This is a genomic window from Nocardia colli (assembly GCF_008704205.1).
GTDB classification, from domain to species: Bacteria; Actinomycetota; Actinomycetes; order Mycobacteriales; family Mycobacteriaceae; genus Nocardia; species Nocardia colli.
The window spans coordinates 877,911-896,209 of the sequence record NZ_VXLC01000003.1 but is presented as its reverse complement, the minus strand read 5'-3'; the positions used below and the strand labels follow the sequence as shown (position 1 = coordinate 896,209).

Below are 18,299 nucleotides of genomic sequence, written 5' to 3'. Positions count from 1 at the left end.
GAAGGATCTGTCCAGGGGTGGTCCGACATTTCACGTGGCCGTAATTCCCGGAAACGTTGCCTCTTTCACGTGTCTTGACACTGGTCGGCGCCGCGGGTTCAATATGGCAATCGTGAAACTGCGTTTCCCTCAGTGGAACGCGAGTGGAGGTTGAGGATGACGAGGAATCGCGCATCCCTGGGAAACACCGACAGCGGTCGCCGGTCACGGACTCCTTCGGAGCGAATCGTTCACCATGTCAACGGGACTCGAAACGGCAAGCCGGCGAGCGCGGGAGCCGCGCTCTGCGCGATCGCGGCCGGGCCGGTGGCCGGTGGACAGCTGGTCCTGCTCGGAAAGCCGTTGGGCGGCGTGATCGGTGTGCCCGGCGCGGTGGTCGGCTATGTCGTACTCACCGCCGCCGTGCTCGGTGTGCTGGTCGCGGCCTGCTGGCTGTGGCGGTTGCGGTTGTCGGCCGGAATGGCAGGTGCGGGTGCGGTTCTCGCGGGATTCGCGGTGCTCGTGGCGGGGGTGGCCGACAGCGCCGTGGTGTTCACGGTCGCGGTGCTGCTGGCCGGCGCGGCAGCCGGGCCGTTGCTGGCCGCGGGCCGGGCGCTCGCATTCGACCTCGGGCGCCGGGGTCCGGTGTGCGTGCACGCGGCGGCCATGGTGGGGGTGGCCGTCGCCGCATGGCTGGCCGGACGCTATTACGCGAACCCCGGCGGCGCGCTGATCATCGCTGGTGCGCTCACCTCTGCGCTGGGCCTGATAACCGGGCTGCTCGCGCGCCGCGGTGCCGGAGTGCTCCCGCCGGGACGCCGCGCGGCCATCGGTGCCGGCGCGGCTTTACCCGGATATCTCGCGGCCGGAATCGCGATCGGCGGCGTCACGCTGCCCGCACTGCACCTGTTGTTGTTCCGGTGGAACGAATTCGGCCCCGAGCAATGCCTGTGGTTGTCGGTCGCCGCCGCGCCCGCGGTCGTCGCGATCGTCCTGCCTGGGCGTCGACCGGACGCCGTGCCGGTGCTGCTGATCCTGGCGGCGGGCGGAATGGTGCTCGTCGCGACCGCGCCGGGACCAGTGACACTGACTATCGGCCTCGCGCTTGCTCTTTCGGCAGGTGCCCGTGCGGTGACGGCACTGGACGAAGGTGTATGCCTGCGCTTCGCGCGCACCGATCGAACTGCCGTCGCGGGCGTCACCGCCGCGGTCGCGGTGCTCTCGGGTATGGCCGCGCTGGGCGTCGTCGATCTGCTCGGTCGGCTCATCGGACCCGGATCCGCGCTGACCGTTTCGGCGCTCTGCGTGCTCATCGTGGTGTGGTCGTCGGTCCGGCACAGTGCGCGACAGCGGATGCACGCGACGGCGGAAAGCAACCTGCCATGAGAATGCGTGCCGGTGTGACCTGTGCGGCCGTAGTCGGAATTCTCGGCGGACACCTGCTGATGTCGCCGCCGACCGCCACGGCCGACGGACCAGCCGAAATAGTGGTCAGCACGACCGCCGATCTGACCGACGGCCAGCAAATAACAGTGCAGGGCAGTGGGTTTCGGGCCGGACTCGCCGCCGTCGCGGTAGGCATGTGTAAACAGGGCTTCAGCAACGGACTGAAAGACTGCGACCTGGACGGCGGCGCGACCTTCGTCAACATCGGCGGCGACGGAACCTTCGGCCCGCTGACCCTGACCGCGCACCACCGATTCCACGACATCGACTGCACCGAGCAGCAGTGCGTGATCGCCGCCGCACCCTTGCCCGGCACCGAACCACCCGCGACCATCACCGCCAATTCCGCAGCGGTATCAGTGGTTTTCGCGGGCTCGCGGCTACCGACGACTACGGCGCCGGTCTCGACCGCGGCGGTGCAATCCGAGGCCGACACCGAGGGGCCGTCCACGGTGCTGTGGACGGTCACCGCGGGCCTGCTTGTGCTCGTCGCCGGCTCCGCGCTCGCCGATCGGCGGCGACTGTGAAATCCATCAGGAGGAAATATGCAGCTCATCGGTACCCGGCTCGGGATCCTCGCCGGCCTATCGGTCGCCACTCTGTTCGGTGCCGGACTCGCCGCGGCGACCCCCGCTCTGCAGCTCAGCCAAACGACAGGAGTGTCTGCGGGACAGACGATCTCGGCGACAGTCGACGGATTGGGCGCAGGCCTCGGTTCGGTAGCGGTGGGGCAGTGCAAGGCGCAGGTCGCCGGTCCGGCGGACTGCAACCTCGCGGGCTCCTTGCTCGGCAAGGCCGATGAGCAGGGCCGCTGGCAGCCCAACGGCGGAAGCGGCGCGATCACCCTGGTCGGTTCGATCGGCGGCGTCGACTGCGCGGCCTCGGCCGGTGCGTGCATCATCGCGGTCACCAGCCTGAACGATCCCACGAACATCCTGCTCGCCACTCCACTGACATTCGGGTAGGAAGCCATGAAACTCATCGGAATTCACACCGCGGCCCTGGCTGCATTCACCACGATCGCCGTGCTCGCCGGAACCCCCGCAGCACTGGCCGTCCCCGCACTACAGGTGAGCCAATCCACCGGACTCGCTGCGGGACAGACGATCACGGTGACCCTCGACGGTCTGCCCGCGAACATGCCCGCCGTGGCGGTCGGCCAATGCAAACCACAGATCACCAGCCCGGGTGACTGCAACCTGCCGGGTTCGATGCTCGGAACCGCCGACGCGCAAGGCAAGTGGCAACCCACCGGGGAGAAGCGGTCGATCGCCTTGGTAGCCGACGTCGGTGGCACCGACTGCACCGCCGCACCCGGCGCGTGCACGATCAGCGTCACCAGCCTGACCAACGCCACCGAGATCATCGCCTCGGTCCCACTGACCTTCGGACCGGCCGCGGAAACCCCGAAACCTACTGCGGCACTGAACAATGCGGCGGGCACCGATGACTCGGATGGCAATACCGCCGTGGTGGTCGGAGTCGGAGTCGGCGCCGTGGTGATCATCGCGGCCGCCGTCTTTTTCGCGGCCCGGCGCCGCGGCCGGAACAACTGAAAGGGCGGTCAGGCGGCCTTGAGTGCGCCGCCGTCCACCGGCCAGTTCACGCCGACTGCGCTCGGCATCACCGGTGACGCCAGCAGCAGGATCGCGCGGGCGATCTCGGCCGGTTCGATCAGCGAGCCGGTCACCATGCCGCTCTGTTGCGGCGTTGCCGCGAGTAGCGCCGCGTGTTCCAGGCCGAGGTGCGCGGCCACCCGGGCGAGGTAGCCGTCCGCGCTCATCGTGATGTCGGTGCGGGTGCTGGCCGGGGTGACGGCGTTGACCCGTACACCCGTTGGGGCCAGTTTCTCGGCCAGTCCTTTCGAGAAGGAGTTCAGGGCCGCCTTGGCGGCGGCATAGTGCAGGGGAACGCCGGTGGGCTGGCGGGCGGTGTTGCTGCTGACGTTGACCACCACGCCCCGTGCCTCGGTGAGTGCGGGGAGTGCGGCTCGCGTAGTACGCACGGCTGCACCGAGGTTCAGTTCGAACGAGGTCAGCCAGGTGGCGTCGTCGCCGTCGAGGGAGTCGGCGAAGGCGTCATCGGGCATGCCGCCGCCGCCGGCGTTGTTGACCAGGATGTCCAGGTGCGGGTCCGCGGCCAGCGCGGTGTCGACTGCCCGTTTCGGACCGTCGGAGGTGGCGAGGTCGGCCGCGATGAAGGTCGCGCCCGTTGCCTCCAGATCGGGGGTGGAGCGCCGGGCCACGGCGACGACCGACGCGCCTTCGGCCAGAAAGGCTCTGACGGTCGCGAGGCCGATGCCCTTGCTCGCGCCGGTGACGAGGACGCGCTTGCCGGCGAGCTCGAGATCCATGTCTTTACTCCGTTCGTTCAACTGTCACTGCTGCTATAAAGTGATACATAGATGTCGCAGTTAAGTCAATAATTGAGGAGTTTTAGTCTCATATTGCACGGAAGTTAGGGTTGCACAGACAAGGGAGGCGCGGTGAACCAAGCAGGCACACCCAAGCGGGGCCGGGCGGACGCCGAGCGCAGTACGGCCCGCATCCTGGAGGCCGCGCAGACCGTGCTCGCCGTCGACCCGAACGCCTCGCTCGAGCGCATCGCCGATGCGGCCGGACTGGCCCGCGCCACCGTGCACCGGCGGTTCTCCTCCCGTAAGGCGCTGCACAACGCACTGGTTGTGCACATCAACGACCGCTACCTGCAAGCGATGGCGCAGGCGCGGATAGCTACGGCGCCGCCGCTGGTCGCGCTACACCGCCTCGCGGAACTCGTATTCGAGCTGAAGGTCAGCCACCGCTTCGCCGTCGAAGTGGCCTCCGACAACCACCGACCGCTGTTGAGCGGGGAAGTCGGCGACGGCATCGACCTGCTGTTCGACCGGCTCCGGGAGGCCGGGGCGATCACCGCCGAGGACCCGGCCTGGTGCAGGCAGCTGCTGCTGTCGGTGCTGCACGCGATCGATCAGCTGCCCGCGGACTCGCCGGCGCTCGCCGGGACGAACGCTGACCCCGCAGCAGCGCGGGCCGACCTGCTGGTCTCGACCGTGACGCGCGCTCTGGGAACCTGACCGCCGTTTCATGGTGCCGAGTTGGTCTGGGCTGCATGCGGATAGGCACCGGCGGGTAGGCCGGCACCGCCTGCGCGGAAGGGGCCGGGGGCGTGGGTGACGGTGGTCTGGACGTATTCGAGCAGGCCTTCTTCGGCGTATTCGCGGCCGAAACCGCTGTTCTTGGTGCCGCCGAAGGGGGCGTGCAGGGACATGCCGGTGCGGTTGTGGGTGTTGATGAAGGTGAAGCCGGCTTCGAGGCGGGTGGCGACAGTGACGGCGCGCTCTTCGTCGGCGGACCAGACCGATGCGGCCAGGCCGAGCTCGGAATTGTTTGCGCGAGTGAGGGCTTCGGTCTCGGCGCGGTAGGTGAGGATCGGGACGGCGGGGCCGAACTGTTCCAGGCGGACGAGGTCGGCGTCGTCGGGTGCGTCGAGTGCGAGTACCGGGTCGAGGAAGTATCCGTCGCCGGACGGTGCCGAGGCGAGCGGGACGATCCGTGCGCCGCGGTTCGTGGCATCGGTGACGAGGCCGGTGAGGCGTTCGGCGGCCGTGCGGGTGATCACCGGGCCCATGGTGGTGCGTTCGTCGGTCGGCTCGCCGACGATCAGGATGCGTTGCGCGGCTGCGATATACGACTCGACGAACTCGGTCAGCCTGGACTCGGGGACGTACAGGCGTTTGGCCGCCATGCACACCTGGCCCGCCGTGGCGAAGGAAGCCAGGACGAGTCGCTCGAAATCGCTTGGCGTCAACGCGAAGTCGTCCAAAAAGATGGCGGGGTCGTTGCCCCCGAGTTCGAGCAGCATCGGCGTGAGCGCACCGCCCGCGGCCGCCGCGATCGCACGTCCGGCCTGCTCGCCGCCGGTGAAGGCGACCTTGCGCACCAGCGGGTGGGTGACCAGCGCCCGCACGGTATCCGGTCCGCCGTGCACAACCGTTGTCGCGGGCAGGAATTCGGCCGCCACGGACACGGTGAGCGGCGCAAGCGGCGACGGTTTCAGGATCACCGCGTTCCCGGCGGCGAGCGCGGGCCCGAGCTTGAGCATCGAGAGAATGACGGGCGCGTTCCACGGCGTGATCGCCGCGACCACGCCGAAGGGTTTCCGGGCCAGCGTGATTCGACCCTGCGGGTTGTCCGTGTCGCGAAGCGACAGGACATCGGTCGCGTGATCGCGAACCCAGCGCAGATAGAGTGCGGCAAAACCGATTTCACCGCGGCAGTCCGAGACCGGCTTACCGGATTCGCGCGCGAGCAGCGCGGCCAGCTCGTTCTTGCGGGCATCGAGCGCGTCCGCCGCGCGGCCGAGCGCGGCGAGCCGGATCGCGACCGGCCGGCGCGACCACTCGTGAAAAGTGTTGTGCGCATTCCGGACTACAGCATCGACTGCTTCTGGCGGCGTCGGGATCACCGCGCCGACGATCTCGCGCGGGTGGGCGGGATTCTCCCGCTCGATTCTCATGTCCGCGGCTCGAGTGAGTCGAGCAGGCAGGCGCGACGCAGGTAAGCACGGGCAGCGATCGGATCGGCGGCCAACGCTCGCAACTGCTCACGATGGCCGCCGTCGCGCCCGCGCAGCTGATTCCAGTTGTCATGGCTGGTCCGTTGCACGTGTTCGACAGCGACGGTATGGCGATGTGCCGCAACCTCATCGAGCCGCTCTTCCGGAGCGCCGCCGATGACATCGGCAAGCGCGGACGCGAACTGGACGGCGTCGTGGATGCCGCTGTTCATCCCCATTCCGCCGAGTGGATTGTTGAGATGCGCCGCGTCGCCCGCCAGCAAGACCCGGCCGTGCCGGAATCGCCCGGCGACTCGCTGATGCACCCGATACAGCGAGGCGTGAGCGATCTTCCAGGGCCTACCCAAGTCGGCGACCGCGTCCAATCGCAGTGGCAGCCTGCGCAATTCGTACTCGTCGTCGGTGTCGGACGGGGTCGGCAACAGGACCCGCCAATGCTGTGGGGTGCGCAGCAGCACCAGCCATTCGTCCGGGTCGAAGATGTAGTTGATCGGCGCGATGCCGGGCAGCACACGCTTCAGATCCTCCTCGACCGAGGCCACCAGGAACCGCTCCGGATACGTGCTGCCGCCGAAGTCGACGCCCAGTCCGTGCCGGACCGCGGAATGCGCACCGTCCGCGCCGATCACCCAGTCCGTGCGAATCGGGCCCCGGTCGGTGCTCAGCACCACCGAATCGCCGGTGCCGCGCAATCCGTCCACCCGGCAACCGAAACGCACGTCGGCGCTACCGAGGGCATCGAGCAGGATCGGGGTGAGCTTGCTCTGCTCGCACTGCACCCGGAACGGAAACGGGGTGTCCTCGGCCAGCACGGCGAGATCGAGGGTGGCGATCTCCCCGCCGCCACGCTCGCGGTATTGGAAGGTCGACGCGACGATTCCCTTGTGCAGCAACGCGTCCAGGACGCCCAGGTCGCGCAGCATCGCCAGGGTCGGCGGATGGAAGGTGGAGGCCCGCGATTCGGTCGCGAGCTCGTCGCCTTGCTCGAGCACGGTGACCGGAATTCCGCGTCGGTCCAGAGTCAGCGCGGCGGTGAGTCCGACCGGCCCGGCGCCGACCACGACAATCGCCGGGGTGGTCATGACGTGTGCAAGGCAAAGCGGCCTTCGACGCCGACCACGCGGGCGCCGGTGAAGAAGCGCAGTGTCTCCGCGGTGCCCTCCTCGCCGAGTCCGGACAATCCCCAGGCCGGCCGCGGGGTCATCAGGTGCAGGCTCATGATCGACGAACCGTTCACTTTCACTTCGCCGGCCCGGATTCGACGCGCGACGCTGAGCGCTTGTTGTTCGTCGGCGCCGCAGACGTAGCCCTCCAATCCGTAAGGGACGGCGTTGGCTATTGTCACCGCTTCCTCGAGGTCGCGATAGGTGACGACGCCGGCTACCGGGCCGAAGACCTCCTCGGTCAGGTCGCCGTCCAGAAGTGTTGGGGCGAGATAGTTTCCGACCATCGGCAAGTCGCCGAAGGTGCGGGCGGCGCGACCCTCGAACGAGGCTTGAACGGTCCGTACGTGATTGGCGTGCAGCAGCGGCCCGAACTCGGTCAGCGGATCCATCGGCGCCCCGATCCGCAAGGCCGCGAGTCGCTTTCCGATCCCTTCTACCAGATCGCCCGCGCGTTCGGCGGGCAGGATCAATCTGCCCAGCGCGCGGCACCATTGACCGTTCAACGTGGTCAGCAGCTCGGCGGCGATTCGAGTGGCGATATCGAAATCGGCGTCGGGCAAGACCACCAGCGGATTGTTCCCGCCGAGTTCGAGCTGACACGGACGCAACAGCCCGGCCGACGCGGTCGCGACCGAACGCCCGCCGGCGAGACCGCCGGTAAACGAGACGGCTTTGATCACGGGCGAGGCGACCAATTGCGCGCCGACCTGCGCACCGCCCTGCACCAGCTGGAACATGCCCGCGGGCACGTGCTCGGCGATCGCCTCGGCCAGCACCACCGAGCTGTAGGGCGCGAGTTCGCTGACTTTCAGGATCACCGGGCAGCCCGCGGCGAGCGCGTTGGCCACTTTGTGCGCGGCCATGGGTGCGGGCGCGTTCCACGGAACCAGGCACAGAGCCGGGCCGAGCGGCAGCCGATGCACTTCGACGCCGTCTTGGTCATCGCGCAGGGCTCCGGTGCGCAGTTGTTCGGCCGCGAGCCGGAACGAGCCGGACACGATCGCGGCGAGCGGAGCCGTTTGAGTGATCGGTACACCGGTCGCGCGGGCGTCGAGTTCGGCGATCCAGGGCAAGCGTGCGTCCAGATCGGCGGCGATCGCGTCGAGCGTGTTCGCGTCGATCCGGCCGGTGGCGGCGTCGGCGACCGCGAGCGCACGCTCGACGCGATCAGCGTCCGTGGCGACGGCGCGGGCGACGGGCCGACCGGTAGCCGGATCCTGTAGTGCGACACCGAGATCGATCTGCGGCGTGCCCCATGCGTCATCGATCAGATCGGTGACCGCGGGCAGTTCGGCGCTCATCGGTCCGCGCTCGCCGGTGCGGTGGCGAACAATTCGTTCGCCTTGGCGTCGGTGACGATGCGGGCCACTTCGAGCATGCCCCGCTCGGCGGGGAAGGTCATCACCAGGCCCATCGCCAGATCACGCAGCGCACGCCCCGCCACCCCGCTCATGGCCGCGGCGGAGGTCCCGCCGGCCTTGAACGCGCCGAGCGCTACTTGGAAGCAGGCCTCGGTGACCGCGCCCTTGCCCAAGCGCCATTGGGCGAACACCTCGGGTTTGGGTTTGATCGGTGGTTCGGTGGTCTCGATCGTCAGCTGATACCGCAACCACAGGTAGGCGGTCTGCAACTGTTTGGTCATCTCGCCGATGAGCACCTGGTGTACCGGCGAGGAGGCGATCGGGTCGCCCGTGTCGGCGAAGGTCTTCGCGGTGGTCACGGCCAGTGTTTCGTCGTAGACATGCTGTGCGCAGCCGGTGTAGACCGCCGCGATGGCGAGCTGGTTGCCGACGAAACTGCCTCTGCTCATGGTGAGCATCTTGGTGAACGCGCCCGGTACTGCCAACGCTTCGTCTTCCGGGATGAACACCTGGTCGAGCCGGATGCCGTTGTTGGCGGTGGCGCGCATCCCGAGCCCGTCCCAGGGGGCGCGGACCGCGACGCCGGGCGCGTCCCGGGGGACGAAGAAGGTCGCGAGCCCTTCCGCGGTGTCATATCCCTCGAGTTTGGCCGACGTGAGATAGAAGTCGGCGACGCCGGTCGCGCAGCCGAATGACTTCTCGCCCTGCAAGACCCAGCCGCCGTCGACCTTGCGCGCGGTGGTGGCGATGGTGATGTTCGCGGCGGCGGTCTTGACCGCTTCGGAGGCGAAGTTCGCCAGCCAGCGCCCCTCGGCCATCCGGGTGAGCACCTTCTCGGCGAAGGCGCGCACGACCGGAATCTCGGCGTCGGCGAACAGTCCGGCGTCGATCGCCTCCAGCGGAAGCAGCCCGCGCGAGGCGCTGGTGTTGTGGAAGAAGAACGCCAGCGCGGTGGACGGGCAGGCGGTGCCCATGGCGAAGGTGGCTGCGGCCAGATCCCGGAGCGTGCCGCCCAGCCCGCCGAATTTCTCGGGCACCACCAGCCCGAGCAGGCCGGCGTCGCGGAGCAGTTCGACATGGCCGGGGGGAAAGGCGCCGAGCCGGTCGGCTTCCTCGGCAGCCGCGCGCAGCGCGGGCAGTATCGCGTCGACCCGTTGGGCGCGTTCGCGTTCGGCGTCGGTCATGTCCTCGACGAGTCGTTCACCGATCATCGGACTATCCCCTCGTGGTACGTGCGGTCGTGGTAGATCAGCGGCGCTATGGGCCGCGGGGTGGCGGCATCCTGCACCGCGCCGACGATGATGGTGTGATCTCCGGCGGGGTGACAGGCGGTGAGCACGCAGTCGAGCCAGGCGACGGCGTCGGTCAGGACGGCGGCGCCGGTGCTCGCGGTGTCCCACTGTCCTGCGGCGAAGCGATCGGTCGCCGCGTTCCAGACGGGGGACGCGAATCGCCGGCCGATGTTCTGCTGATCGTGCCCGAGCACGTTCGCCGCGAAAACGCCACTCCCACGGATCATCCGGCATGTCGTGCTCGTGGAAACCAGGCAGACCGAGATCAGCGGCGGATCCAGCGCCACACCGGTGAACGAACTGGCGGTCATGCCGTGCCTGCCACCGTCCGCCCGGACCGTGGTGACGACCACGACCCCGCTGGCCCACTGCGCCAATACTGCGCGGAGATAGTTGGATTCCACCGTGACATCCGTTTCGATAGTGGAAACACTGTTACGCACACCGTAACGTCCGGCGACGGCGTGACGCAAGCGGAACGCGGATGGCGATGGTGTTTCCCCTGGGGAAATCCACCGCTTACACTCGGGACGTGTCCGAAACCGAATCCGACAACCAGAGCCGGTCGATCGCCGCGGTCGAACGGGCCATGGACGTGCTGTTGTTGTTCGGCCGCAGCGGCCGAGCCGATCTCGGCGTCACCGAGATCGCCACCGAACTGGGCATCACCAAGGCCGCAGTGCACCGTATCCTCACCGCGCTGCGCAATCGCGACCTCATCGCGTTCGAACCCGCCACGCGCCGTTATGCACTCGGGCATGCGGCCATCGCGCTCGGCCGGGCGTACCTGGCGCGCACCGACCTTCGGGTGATGGCCGCGCCGGAGCTGCGCAGGCTGGCCTCGGTGACGGGGGAGACCGCGACGCTGTCGATCCGCCGCGGCGACACCCGGATGTACGTGGATCAGGTTGTGCCGGAACAGGAATTGCGGATGGAGGTCGCGCTGGGGGTGCCGTATCCGTTGTACGCGGGCAGCTCCTCCAAGGTGATCCTGGCGCTGCTGCGCAAGGAAGAGATCGACGAGTACCTGAGCAGGCACGAATTGACCGCGTTCACCGACGCGACGATCACCTCGGTGCGTAAGTTGCGCACCGAGCTGAACGCCATCAAGAAGCGTGGTTACGCGATTTCGCTGGGGGAGCGGCAGATCGGGGCGGCCTCCATCGCCGCGCCGATCCTCGACCACGACGGCGGGGTCGTCGCCGCGATCAGCGTGTGCGGGCCGCTGTCGCGTTTCCAGCCACGGATGGACGAGTGTGTCCCGATGCTGCTGAAGGCGGTCGGGGCGGTATCGGCTCAGTTGGGTTACACGCCGTAATCGTGACCGGGACTCATAGCCGAGCCCCGGGTTTGAGCACGCCCAGCGTCGCGGCGGCGAGCACGCTGCCCCAGATCAGCCACACGTACGGCAGGCAGCCGTCGACGCTGCGCCGCAGGGTGCGCTCGACGGGTTCGCTGGAGCCTTCGGTCATCAAGGTGCCGAACGCGGGACCGAAGGGCCGCAACATCATTCGGATACCTAGTCCAGCGGCAATGGCGACCGTATACAGCAGGATCTTGGCGCCGAGCCAGCGCGGGTTGGTCGTCACGCCGAACGGGTCTTGGGCCAGCAGGGCGTAGCCGCCGGTGCCGGCCAGCACGGCGATGACCGCGAACCGAATGAGGAGGTCGGCTCGCCGGACCGCGCCGAGCCGGCCGTGCGTGCGGTGCGTGAGCACGGTCAGGATCAGCCATCCGGCGCCGAAGATCCATACCAAGACCACGAACCACCAAGGGAACAAGCCGATTCCGAACAACGTGGCGCCGTGCGGCTCCAATGCCATCAGCGTGACACCGCTGGGCAGGAACAGGACCAGGCAGACCTTGGGCCCGAGATCCAAGCCGCTCATGATCGCCAGCGCCGTCGCCCGGGCCGAGGCGCTGAGCTCGGGATCGAGCACGAACCGGCTGGAATAGAACACACCGAGGTCGCCGCCGAGCCAGAACACGAACAGCACCAGATGCAGCACGATCCACCAGCCGTGCGGGTGTTGACCCATGGAATCCTCTTGTCGCTAAGCGAGTTCCGCATCGGCGGCGGTCTCGGAAGTCGGTGGGGTGCGGTCGTCGGCGGTGCCCGCACGCAAGACCGCGAGGGCCTCGCCGAGACTCAGCACGTCGGCGTATTTGATGTCGAGATCGAGCAGACTGGCCTCGTGCAGCGTGGCGGCCCGGTCGCCGCAGGCATCGGCGACGACCAGTGGCCGGAAGCCGTGCTGCAGCGCGTCGGTCGCGGAGGCGCGCACGCATCCGCTGGTGGTGAGGCCGACGATGACGAGCGTGTCGATCCGCTCGGCGGTCAGCGCCGCGGCTAGCGGAGTGGCTTGGAACGCGCTGGGGTACTGCTTGGTGATCACCAGGTCGCCGGGAGCCGGGGCGGGGTCGTCGAGGAAATCGCCGAGCGGGTTGCCCGCCTCGAACACCCTCAGCGCGGGCACCTTTCGCCGGAACAGGCCGCCGTCGGGGCCGCCGGGCTCGAAGCGCACCCGGGTGAAGATCACCGGCAGACCGGAATGCCTTGCCTGCGAGACGATTACGGCAGCGGCTCGGACGGCGGCATCGACGGGCGCACGCAGTGGTGACCCGTCGGTGAGATAGGCCGCGCAGATGTCGACCACCAGAACGGCGGGGGAGCGTCCCGCGCCGAGGCGGGCGCTGTAGCCGGAACGACGGTAGTCGGCGGCACGCTCGGTCATCGGTGATCGTCTCCTCAGATGATGCCGTCGGCGGCGAGCTGCCCGATGGCGTCGGTGTCGAGTCCGAGCAACCCGCCGTAGACGTTCTGGTTGTGCTCGCCGAGCTCGGGGCCGGGATGCCGGATGGCTCCGGGGGTTTCGCTCAGCTTCGGGAACACGTTGTGCATCGGCAGCTCGCCGAACTCCGGGTGGGCGAGCCGGACGATGGCCTCGCGCGCGGCGAAATGCGGGTCGGCGAACATGTCGCGCGCGGTGAAGATCCGTCCGGCAGGCACGCCGGCGGTGTGCAACTGCTCGAGCAGCCGGTCGGTCTCGATGGTCGCGGTCCACGCGCCGATCAGGTCGTCTAGTTCGGCCATCCGCGCGCCGCGGGCGATGTGGGTGGAATACCTTTCGTCACCGGCGAGTTCGGGGCGGCCCATGACCTCGGCCAGCCGGGCGAAGACGGTGTCCTGGTTGGCCGCGACCAGGATCATCTCGCCGCCCGCCGTGGGATAGACGTTGCTGGGGGCGACGTTCGGCAGTACCGGTCCGGTGCGTTCGCGCTGATATCCGGTGATCGCCCATTCGGGCAGCAGCGATTCCATCATGGCCAATACCGCCTCGTAGATCGCCGAGTCCACCATCTGGCCGCGTCCGGTGTTGGCCCGATGGTGCACCGCCGCGAGGGTGCCGATGGTGGCGAACACCGCGGCGAGCGAATCGCCCAGGGAGATACCGGTTCTGGCCGGTGCGTGATCGGGATCGCCGGTGACGTAGCGTATTCCGCCCATGGCCTCACCGATCGAGCCGTATCCCGCGCGCGGTGCGTAGGGCCCGGTCTGGCCGTACCCGGTGACGCGGGTCATGATCAGTCCCGGATTGTCCGCACGCAGCTGATCGAATCCGAGACCCCAGCGTTCCATGGTGCCGGGCCGGAAGTTCTCGATGACGATGTCGGCGTGCCCGATCAGCAACCGCGCCAGCCGCTGCCCGGCGGCTTCGCGCAGGTTGCAGGTCACCGATTTCTTGTTCCTGGCCACGACCGGCCACCACAGCGACTTGCCTTGCGATTGGTCACGGCCCCACTGACGCATCGGATCACCGGTACCGGGCGATTCCAGCTTGATCACCTCGGCGCCGAGATCGCCGAGCAACTGACCGCAGAACGGGCCGGCGAGCAGCTGCCCCATCTCGACCACCCGCAGATCGGCAAGCGGCCCTGTTGATTTCGTCGCTTCGGCTGCCATCTCGCAATCTCCATCCTGTGCGCACCCGGACGCCCTTGTCGATTTCGCGATGGGCGGATCACGGTCGGCGAAAGTGGATACAATGTATCCCTCAGTGAAACGAAGGCGCAAGGCGAGCCGAACGATGGAGGGGCAGTGAAGGTCACGTTGGTCGAGGTCGCACCAAGAGACGGCTTGCAGAACGAATCCGAGATCGTGTCGGCGGCCGACAAGATTCGACTGGTGCGGCGCAGCGTCGACGCGGGCTTGCGCCGGATCGAGGCGGTCAGCTTCGTCGATCCGCGCCGGGTGCCACAGATGGCGGACGCGGCGGCGGTCATGGCCGGTGTTCCACGTGCCGACGGTGTGTCCTACGCGGGCCTGATCTTCAACGAGCGAGGCCTGGACCGGGCGTTGGACGCTGGCGTCGACGAGGTCAATGTTGTTGTGGTGGCGACGGATTCATTCAGCCTGCGCAATCAGGGGTGCTCGACCGCGCAGGGCGTCGAGCGGTGGACGAAGCTGGCGGTCAGGGCACGGGAGGCGGGTCTGTTCCGCACGGTCACGATCGCGGCGGCATTCGGTTGCCCGTTCGCCGGGGAAGTGCCCGAAGCCACTGTCCTGGAACTGATCCGCCGCGTCGCCGAGGCGGAACCGGACGAGATCGCGCTTGCCGACACGATCGGCGTCGGCACACCGGATCGAGTCCGGGCCCTCGCCGCCGGTGCGGCGCGGATCGCGCCGGAGGCAACCCTGCGCTGCCACTTCCACAACACGCGAAATACCGGCTACGCCAATGCGATAGCGGCGCTGGAGGCCGGAGTCCGGGTGCTGGACGCGAGCACCGGGGGCATCGGCGGATGTCCCTTCGCGCCGGCGGCGACCGGCAATATCGCCACCGAGGACCTCCTTTACGCCCTGGACCGGATGGGCGTCGAGACCGGCGTGCGGATCGAGCCGGTGCTCGAAACAGGTTCCTGGCTGGGCGAATTGCTCGGCAAGCCGGCGCCCGCGCTGCTCGGTCGCGCGGGTCTGTTCCCGCCCCGCTGATCGATCAGGTCCGCAGCAACGACATCAGCTCGACCAGGTCAGGTTGTCCGGCGAGATCCAGCACCACCTCGGTGATCCGATCGATTCGGCTCCCGGACAGCACCTGCTCGGTGTTCAGGCGGAACTTGGTGGCGAGCTCTTCGGCGGACAGCGGGTTGCCGGGACCGCCGCGGTTCACCTCCACTCGTTCGGTGCGCACCCGCCCGTCGCGCAGCCACGCGGTGAGCACGGCGGGGAACTGATGCGGGAATATCGCGTCGCATCGAGCGTCCGCGACACAGGTGACGCGGTCGGCCAAGGCCAGCCGCTCCGGGGCAGCGGCCGCCCGGTCGGTGAAGTCCTGATGGAATACGCCCAGACCACCGCCGCCGAGCAAGGCGGCGGCCACCGTGTACGGGCCGGAAAACGCCGCGTGGTAACCGGATTTCGGCTGGACCTTGTCCGCACGCGGTTCGCCGATGGTGCGCAGCACGACGGTCGGGGCGCCGAGTTCGAGCCGCTCGATGTCCGCGGTGGCGATGCCACTGGCCCGCATCCGCAGCGCCGCATCGATGCCCGCGTGGGTGAAATGGTTGCAGGGGTAGGGCTTGAAGAACACCGTCGGCAACTCCCACCGCGCACCGAGACCATCGACAATCGCGGCCGGATTGCTCCGCTCACCGCAGAACGCCTGGAGCAGGCCGAATCTCCCCTCGAACACGGTCGGCGGCCCGGTCAGTCCGGCGCACGCGAGCTGGGCCGCGACCACCGCGGCGTGTGCGGCCCACCCGCAATGCACCCGTTTCACGGTCCCGCCGGTCCGGTTGGCCTCCAGCAGCCCCGAACCCATGCTCGCCGCGATACCGAGCGCGTGCCCGATGACCGCCGCATCGGCGCCGGCCAGCATCGCCGCGGCGGCGGCTCCGCCGAGCGTGCCGCAGATCGCGGTCGCGTGCAGGCCACGTTCGAAGAAGATCGAATTGCCCAGCGTGGCGTCATAACCAGCCATCCCGACTCGGACCGCGATCTCCACCCCGACCGCGACCGCGTCGAGCAGCGCGGCGCCGCCGGCGTTCGTCGACTCGGCGACGGCGAGCGCGGCCGGAACCACCGTCGCCGACGGGTGCAACACCGAGGGCAGGTGTGTGTCATCGAAATCCAGGGCATGCGCGAGGGTTCCACCGAGTAGCGCGGCGCTCGCGGCAGGCCGTCGCCCGGTCAGCCCGAGCGCGGTCGACTGCGGTTTGCCGCCCCACTCCTCGACCACAGCGGCCACCGCGGCGGCGGCCGGTGTGCCGAACGCGGCCACGCTGTTGCCCAGCACGTCGAGGATTCGTCGCGCGGCGTCGGCGCGTAGCTCGTCGTCGAGGCCGCTGTCGCGGGCGGATGCGGCGAAGGCAGCCAGTCGCTGGACGATCGTGGCCTGACTCATCGACTCACCGCCGCGAGCGGACGAACGGGGGAGCCGGTGCCGCCGACGATGCGCAAGGGCGCGAGCAGGAAGGCGAACTCGCGCAGGCCGCTCGCGGCGAGATCTTCGAGCGCGAGATGCTCGATGATGTAGATGCCGAACTCGACCAGCAGCACGCGGTGCACCGGCAAGACGCGGTGACCGTCACCGGGCGGAATGCACTCGTAGGCAGTGGTATCCGAACCGGTCGCGATCACATCACGAACGGCCAGCCAGTGCGCCGCCTGGACACCGAGTCCCGGCACGCCGGTTTCCGCGCCCAGGTACGCGTCCGGATCGTCGAACAGTCGTGACCAGCCCGTTCGGATGAGCACGACATCACCGGTTCCTACCCGGACGCCCGCCTGCCTGGCTGCCGTTTCCAGATCGTGCGGGGTGATCTCGTAACCGCCGGGAAGCGTGTCGACTTCGTGCAGCCGGGCGATATCGAGCAGCACGCCACGGCGCAGCAGGCCCGGCAGGTGCTCGGCGCCGTACGTGCTGAACCGGCCGCCGCGCTGGGCCTCGTGCGCGTCTACCCCGCCGTGCAGTGCGCCGTTCTGGCTGACATGGCTGAGTGCGTCGATGTGGGTGCCGACATGCCCGCCGGTGACGATGATCTCGTTGGCCGCCGAACCGCCGTCCGGGCGCACGGTGTCACCGTGCCTGCGCGCCAGCGTCATTCGGAAGCCGGGATGATTCGGCGAGCACGGCATGCCGGTGAAGAAGGGCTGACCTAATTCGATCAGCCGCAGGTCACCACGGACCGCAGTGATCAACGGATCGTGTTCGTGCGCGGCGAGAGCGGGTGTGTTCTGCTCCTGCGTGGGTTCGGTGCCGGTCATCGAATCACTCCGGCGGATCGCAGTTCTGCGAGCCCGGCCGCGTCGATACCGTAGCGCTCGAGTACTTCGTCGGTATGTGCGCCCAAAGGCGGCCCGGTCCAACGGATTTCGCCGGGTGTCTCCGATAGCCGGAACAGGATGTTCTGCATGCGCACCTGGCCGAGTTCGGCATCGGGCAGGGTGATGATCGAGCCGAGAGCCTGGAACTGCGGGTCGGTGAATACATCGGCGGCCGTGTAGATCGGCGCTATTGCGGCCTCGGCCTGGTCGAACGCGGTCAGCACCTCCTCGGTGCTGTGCCTGCCGATCCAGCCGCCGACCGCGGCATCCAATTCGTCGGCGTGCGTTGCCCGTTCGGCCCCCGTGGCGAACCACGGTTGCTCGATCAGGTCGGGTCGCCCGACCAGCCACAGCACCCGCTCGGCCACCGATTGCGCGCTGGTCGAGACCGCGACCCAGCCGCCGTCGGCGGTGCGATAGGTGTTGCGCGGGGCATTGTTCGAGGATCGGTTGCCCATGCGCGGCTGTAGTTCGCCGAGTTGGTCGTAGGCGATGATCTGCGGGCCGAGCAGGGTGAGGATGGGTTCGATGATGGCCAGGTCGATCTGCTGCCCGGCGCCGTCGCGCTCGCGTGCTCGCAAGGCGGTCATGATCGCGAAAGTCGTTGTCAATGCCGCGATTCCGTCGGCCAGGCCGAATGGCGGCAGGGTCGGCGGGCCGTCCGGTTCGCCGGTCACGGCCGCGAATCCGCTCATCGCCTCGGCCAAGGTGCCGAATCCTGGACGGCGGGCGTATGGTCCGAACTGGCCGAATCCGGTGACCCTGGCCAGGACCAGCCGCGGATTGAGCGCGCGCAGTTCGGGATAGCCCAGGCCCCACCGTTCCAGGGTGCCCGGGCGGAAGTTCTCGATCACGACGTCGGCGTCGGCGACCATGCGCCGGAAGATCTCCTGGCCGCGCGGTTCGCCGAGATACAGCGTCACCGACTGCTTGCCGCGGCCGAGCAGCTTCCACCACAGTCCGACCCCGGCCCGCTGGGCGCCGTGGCCGCGGACCGGGTCGCCCGCCGGATGCTCGATCTTGACCACCTCGGCGCCGAAGTCGGCGAGCAGCGTGGCCGCCAATGGGCCGGCGAACAGGGTCGCGATGTCGAGCACGCGGATTCCGGTCAGTGGCTGCGGCGTCATCGATCCTCCTTTGCGCCGCAATGTGT

The 18,299-nt window shown here is 68.6% G+C and carries 19 protein-coding genes; 7 read left to right on the top strand and 12 right to left on the bottom strand.

Translation table 11 applies throughout. The features are described 5' to 3' along the window. Positions 1-306: 306 nt before the first annotated feature. The 4 genes from F3087_RS45895 to F3087_RS10890 are packed head-to-tail and all read left to right on the top strand — an operon-like array spanning position 307 to position 2,981. Positions 307-1,365, top strand: coding sequence for a hypothetical protein (locus F3087_RS45895; RefSeq protein WP_191093890.1), 1,059 nt, complete (start codon positions 307-309; stop codon positions 1,363-1,365). Further along, on the top strand, positions 1,362-1,952 hold the full coding sequence (locus F3087_RS45890; protein WP_191093889.1) for a GPS-CTERM domain-containing protein: 591 nt from the start codon (positions 1,362-1,364) through the stop codon (positions 1,950-1,952). The genes F3087_RS45895 and F3087_RS45890 overlap by 4 nt, the downstream gene beginning before the upstream one ends. Positions 1,953-1,970: 18 nt before the next feature. Then, positions 1,971-2,390, top strand: coding sequence for a neocarzinostatin apoprotein domain-containing protein (locus tag F3087_RS10895; RefSeq protein ID WP_150401698.1), 420 nt, complete (start codon positions 1,971-1,973; stop codon positions 2,388-2,390). Positions 2,391-2,396: 6 nt separating this feature from the next. Then, positions 2,397-2,981, top strand: a complete 585-nt coding sequence (locus F3087_RS10890; protein WP_150401697.1) for a neocarzinostatin apoprotein domain-containing protein — start codon at positions 2,397-2,399, stop codon at positions 2,979-2,981. A gap of 8 nt (positions 2,982-2,989) precedes the next feature. Here F3087_RS10890 and F3087_RS10885 read toward each other — a convergent pair whose 3' ends face one another. Beyond that, entirely contained in the window at positions 2,990-3,778 is a 789-nt protein-coding gene (locus F3087_RS10885; protein WP_150401696.1) for an SDR family NAD(P)-dependent oxidoreductase, read from the bottom strand. 132 nt (positions 3,779-3,910) lie between these two features. Here F3087_RS10885 and F3087_RS10880 point away from each other — a divergent pair, with 132 nt between their 5' ends. Beyond that, positions 3,911-4,498, top strand: a complete 588-nt coding sequence (locus tag F3087_RS10880; protein ID WP_150401695.1) for a TetR/AcrR family transcriptional regulator — start codon at positions 3,911-3,913, stop codon at positions 4,496-4,498. Between the two features lie 8 nt (positions 4,499-4,506). Here the strand turns inward: F3087_RS10880 and F3087_RS10875 are convergent, their stop codons facing one another. Genes F3087_RS10875 through F3087_RS10855 form a run of 5 tightly spaced genes read right to left on the bottom strand, consistent with a single transcriptional unit; the run spans position 4,507 to position 10,223 of the window. After that, positions 4,507-5,940: an aldehyde dehydrogenase family protein gene (locus tag F3087_RS10875; protein WP_150401694.1), complete on the bottom strand. Its 1,434-nt coding sequence runs from the start codon at positions 5,938-5,940 to the stop codon at positions 4,507-4,509. Then, entirely contained in the window at positions 5,937-7,082 is a 1,146-nt protein-coding gene (locus tag F3087_RS10870; RefSeq protein ID WP_150401693.1) for an FAD-dependent oxidoreductase, read from the bottom strand. The genes F3087_RS10875 and F3087_RS10870 overlap by 4 nt, the downstream gene beginning before the upstream one ends. Further along, positions 7,079-8,467, bottom strand: coding sequence for an aldehyde dehydrogenase family protein (locus F3087_RS10865; RefSeq protein WP_150401692.1), 1,389 nt, complete (start codon positions 8,465-8,467; stop codon positions 7,079-7,081). The genes F3087_RS10870 and F3087_RS10865 overlap by 4 nt, the downstream gene beginning before the upstream one ends. Continuing rightward, entirely contained in the window at positions 8,464-9,738 is a 1,275-nt protein-coding gene (locus tag F3087_RS10860; RefSeq protein ID WP_223884985.1) for an acyl-CoA dehydrogenase family protein, read from the bottom strand. The genes F3087_RS10865 and F3087_RS10860 overlap by 4 nt, the downstream gene beginning before the upstream one ends. Next, complete coding sequence (locus F3087_RS10855; RefSeq protein ID WP_191093888.1) at positions 9,735-10,223, bottom strand: flavin reductase family protein; 489 nt, start codon at positions 10,221-10,223, stop codon at positions 9,735-9,737. Before F3087_RS10855 ends, F3087_RS10860 begins: the two co-directional genes overlap by 4 nt. A gap of 128 nt (positions 10,224-10,351) precedes the next feature. Here F3087_RS10855 and F3087_RS10850 point away from each other — a divergent pair, with 128 nt between their 5' ends. Continuing rightward, a complete protein-coding gene (locus tag F3087_RS10850) occupies positions 10,352-11,137 on the top strand; it encodes an IclR family transcriptional regulator (RefSeq protein WP_150401690.1) in 786 nt (261 codons plus the stop codon). Positions 11,138-11,150: 13 nt separating this feature from the next. Here F3087_RS10850 and F3087_RS10845 read toward each other — a convergent pair whose 3' ends face one another. Genes F3087_RS10845 through F3087_RS10835 form a run of 3 tightly spaced genes read right to left on the bottom strand, consistent with a single transcriptional unit; the run spans position 11,151 to position 13,783 of the window. Further along, positions 11,151-11,858: a hypothetical protein gene (locus F3087_RS10845; protein WP_150401689.1), complete on the bottom strand. Its 708-nt coding sequence runs from the start codon at positions 11,856-11,858 to the stop codon at positions 11,151-11,153. A 15-nt stretch (positions 11,859-11,873) separates the two neighbouring features. Then, positions 11,874-12,554 carry an isochorismatase family protein gene (locus tag F3087_RS10840; RefSeq protein ID WP_150401688.1) on the bottom strand — a complete coding sequence of 227 codons (681 nt, stop codon included), beginning with the start codon at positions 12,552-12,554 and terminating at the stop codon, positions 11,874-11,876. A 14-nt stretch (positions 12,555-12,568) separates the two neighbouring features. Continuing rightward, on the bottom strand, positions 12,569-13,783 hold the full coding sequence (locus tag F3087_RS10835) for a CaiB/BaiF CoA transferase family protein (RefSeq protein WP_150401687.1): 1,215 nt from the start codon (positions 13,781-13,783) through the stop codon (positions 12,569-12,571). Positions 13,784-13,918: 135 nt separating this feature from the next. Between F3087_RS10835 and F3087_RS10830 the strand changes: the two genes are divergently transcribed. After that, complete coding sequence (locus tag F3087_RS10830) at positions 13,919-14,812, top strand: hydroxymethylglutaryl-CoA lyase (RefSeq protein WP_150401686.1); 894 nt, start codon at positions 13,919-13,921, stop codon at positions 14,810-14,812. Between the two features lie 4 nt (positions 14,813-14,816). Here the strand turns inward: F3087_RS10830 and F3087_RS10825 are convergent, their stop codons facing one another. The 3 genes from F3087_RS10825 to F3087_RS10815 are packed head-to-tail and all read right to left on the bottom strand — an operon-like array spanning position 14,817 to position 18,273. Then, positions 14,817-16,223, bottom strand: a complete 1,407-nt coding sequence (locus F3087_RS10825) for an MmgE/PrpD family protein (RefSeq protein WP_150401685.1) — start codon at positions 16,221-16,223, stop codon at positions 14,817-14,819. Beyond that, complete coding sequence (locus tag F3087_RS10820; protein WP_150401684.1) at positions 16,220-17,086, bottom strand: cyclase family protein; 867 nt, start codon at positions 17,084-17,086, stop codon at positions 16,220-16,222. Before F3087_RS10820 ends, F3087_RS10825 begins: the two co-directional genes overlap by 4 nt. Next, positions 17,083-18,273: a CaiB/BaiF CoA transferase family protein gene (locus F3087_RS10815; RefSeq protein WP_150401683.1), complete on the bottom strand. Its 1,191-nt coding sequence runs from the start codon at positions 18,271-18,273 to the stop codon at positions 17,083-17,085. The genes F3087_RS10820 and F3087_RS10815 overlap by 4 nt, the downstream gene beginning before the upstream one ends. Between the last annotated feature and the right edge of the window lie 26 nt (positions 18,274-18,299).

Bases quoted from the DNA above. Each gene is read 5' to 3' on its own strand.
- F3087_RS45890 (WP_191093889.1), top strand. From the start codon at position 1,362: ATGAGAATGCGTGCCGGTGTGACCTGTGCGGCCGTAGTCGGAATTCTC.
- F3087_RS10895 (WP_150401698.1), top strand. From the start codon at position 1,971: ATGCAGCTCATCGGTACCCGGCTCGGGATCCTCGCCGGCCTATCGGTC.
- F3087_RS10890 (WP_150401697.1), top strand. From the start codon at position 2,397: ATGAAACTCATCGGAATTCACACCGCGGCCCTGGCTGCATTCACCACG.
- F3087_RS10885 (WP_150401696.1), bottom strand. From the start codon at position 3,778: ATGGATCTCGAGCTCGCCGGCAAGCGCGTCCTCGTCACCGGCGCGAGC.
- F3087_RS10875 (WP_150401694.1), bottom strand. From the start codon at position 5,940: ATGAGAATCGAGCGGGAGAATCCCGCCCACCCGCGCGAGATCGTCGGC.
- F3087_RS10870 (WP_150401693.1), bottom strand. From the start codon at position 7,082: ATGACCACCCCGGCGATTGTCGTGGTCGGCGCCGGGCCGGTCGGACTC.
- F3087_RS10865 (WP_150401692.1), bottom strand. From the start codon at position 8,467: ATGAGCGCCGAACTGCCCGCGGTCACCGATCTGATCGATGACGCATGG.
- F3087_RS10860 (WP_223884985.1), bottom strand. From the start codon at position 9,738: ATGATCGGTGAACGACTCGTCGAGGACATGACCGACGCCGAACGCGAA.
- F3087_RS10845 (WP_150401689.1), bottom strand. From the start codon at position 11,858: ATGGGTCAACACCCGCACGGCTGGTGGATCGTGCTGCATCTGGTGCTG.
- F3087_RS10840 (WP_150401688.1), bottom strand. From the start codon at position 12,554: ATGACCGAGCGTGCCGCCGACTACCGTCGTTCCGGCTACAGCGCCCGC.
- F3087_RS10835 (WP_150401687.1), bottom strand. From the start codon at position 13,783: ATGGCAGCCGAAGCGACGAAATCAACAGGGCCGCTTGCCGATCTGCGG.
- F3087_RS10825 (WP_150401685.1), bottom strand. From the start codon at position 16,223: ATGAGTCAGGCCACGATCGTCCAGCGACTGGCTGCCTTCGCCGCATCC.
- F3087_RS10820 (WP_150401684.1), bottom strand. From the start codon at position 17,086: ATGACCGGCACCGAACCCACGCAGGAGCAGAACACACCCGCTCTCGCC.
- F3087_RS10815 (WP_150401683.1), bottom strand. From the start codon at position 18,273: ATGACGCCGCAGCCACTGACCGGAATCCGCGTGCTCGACATCGCGACC.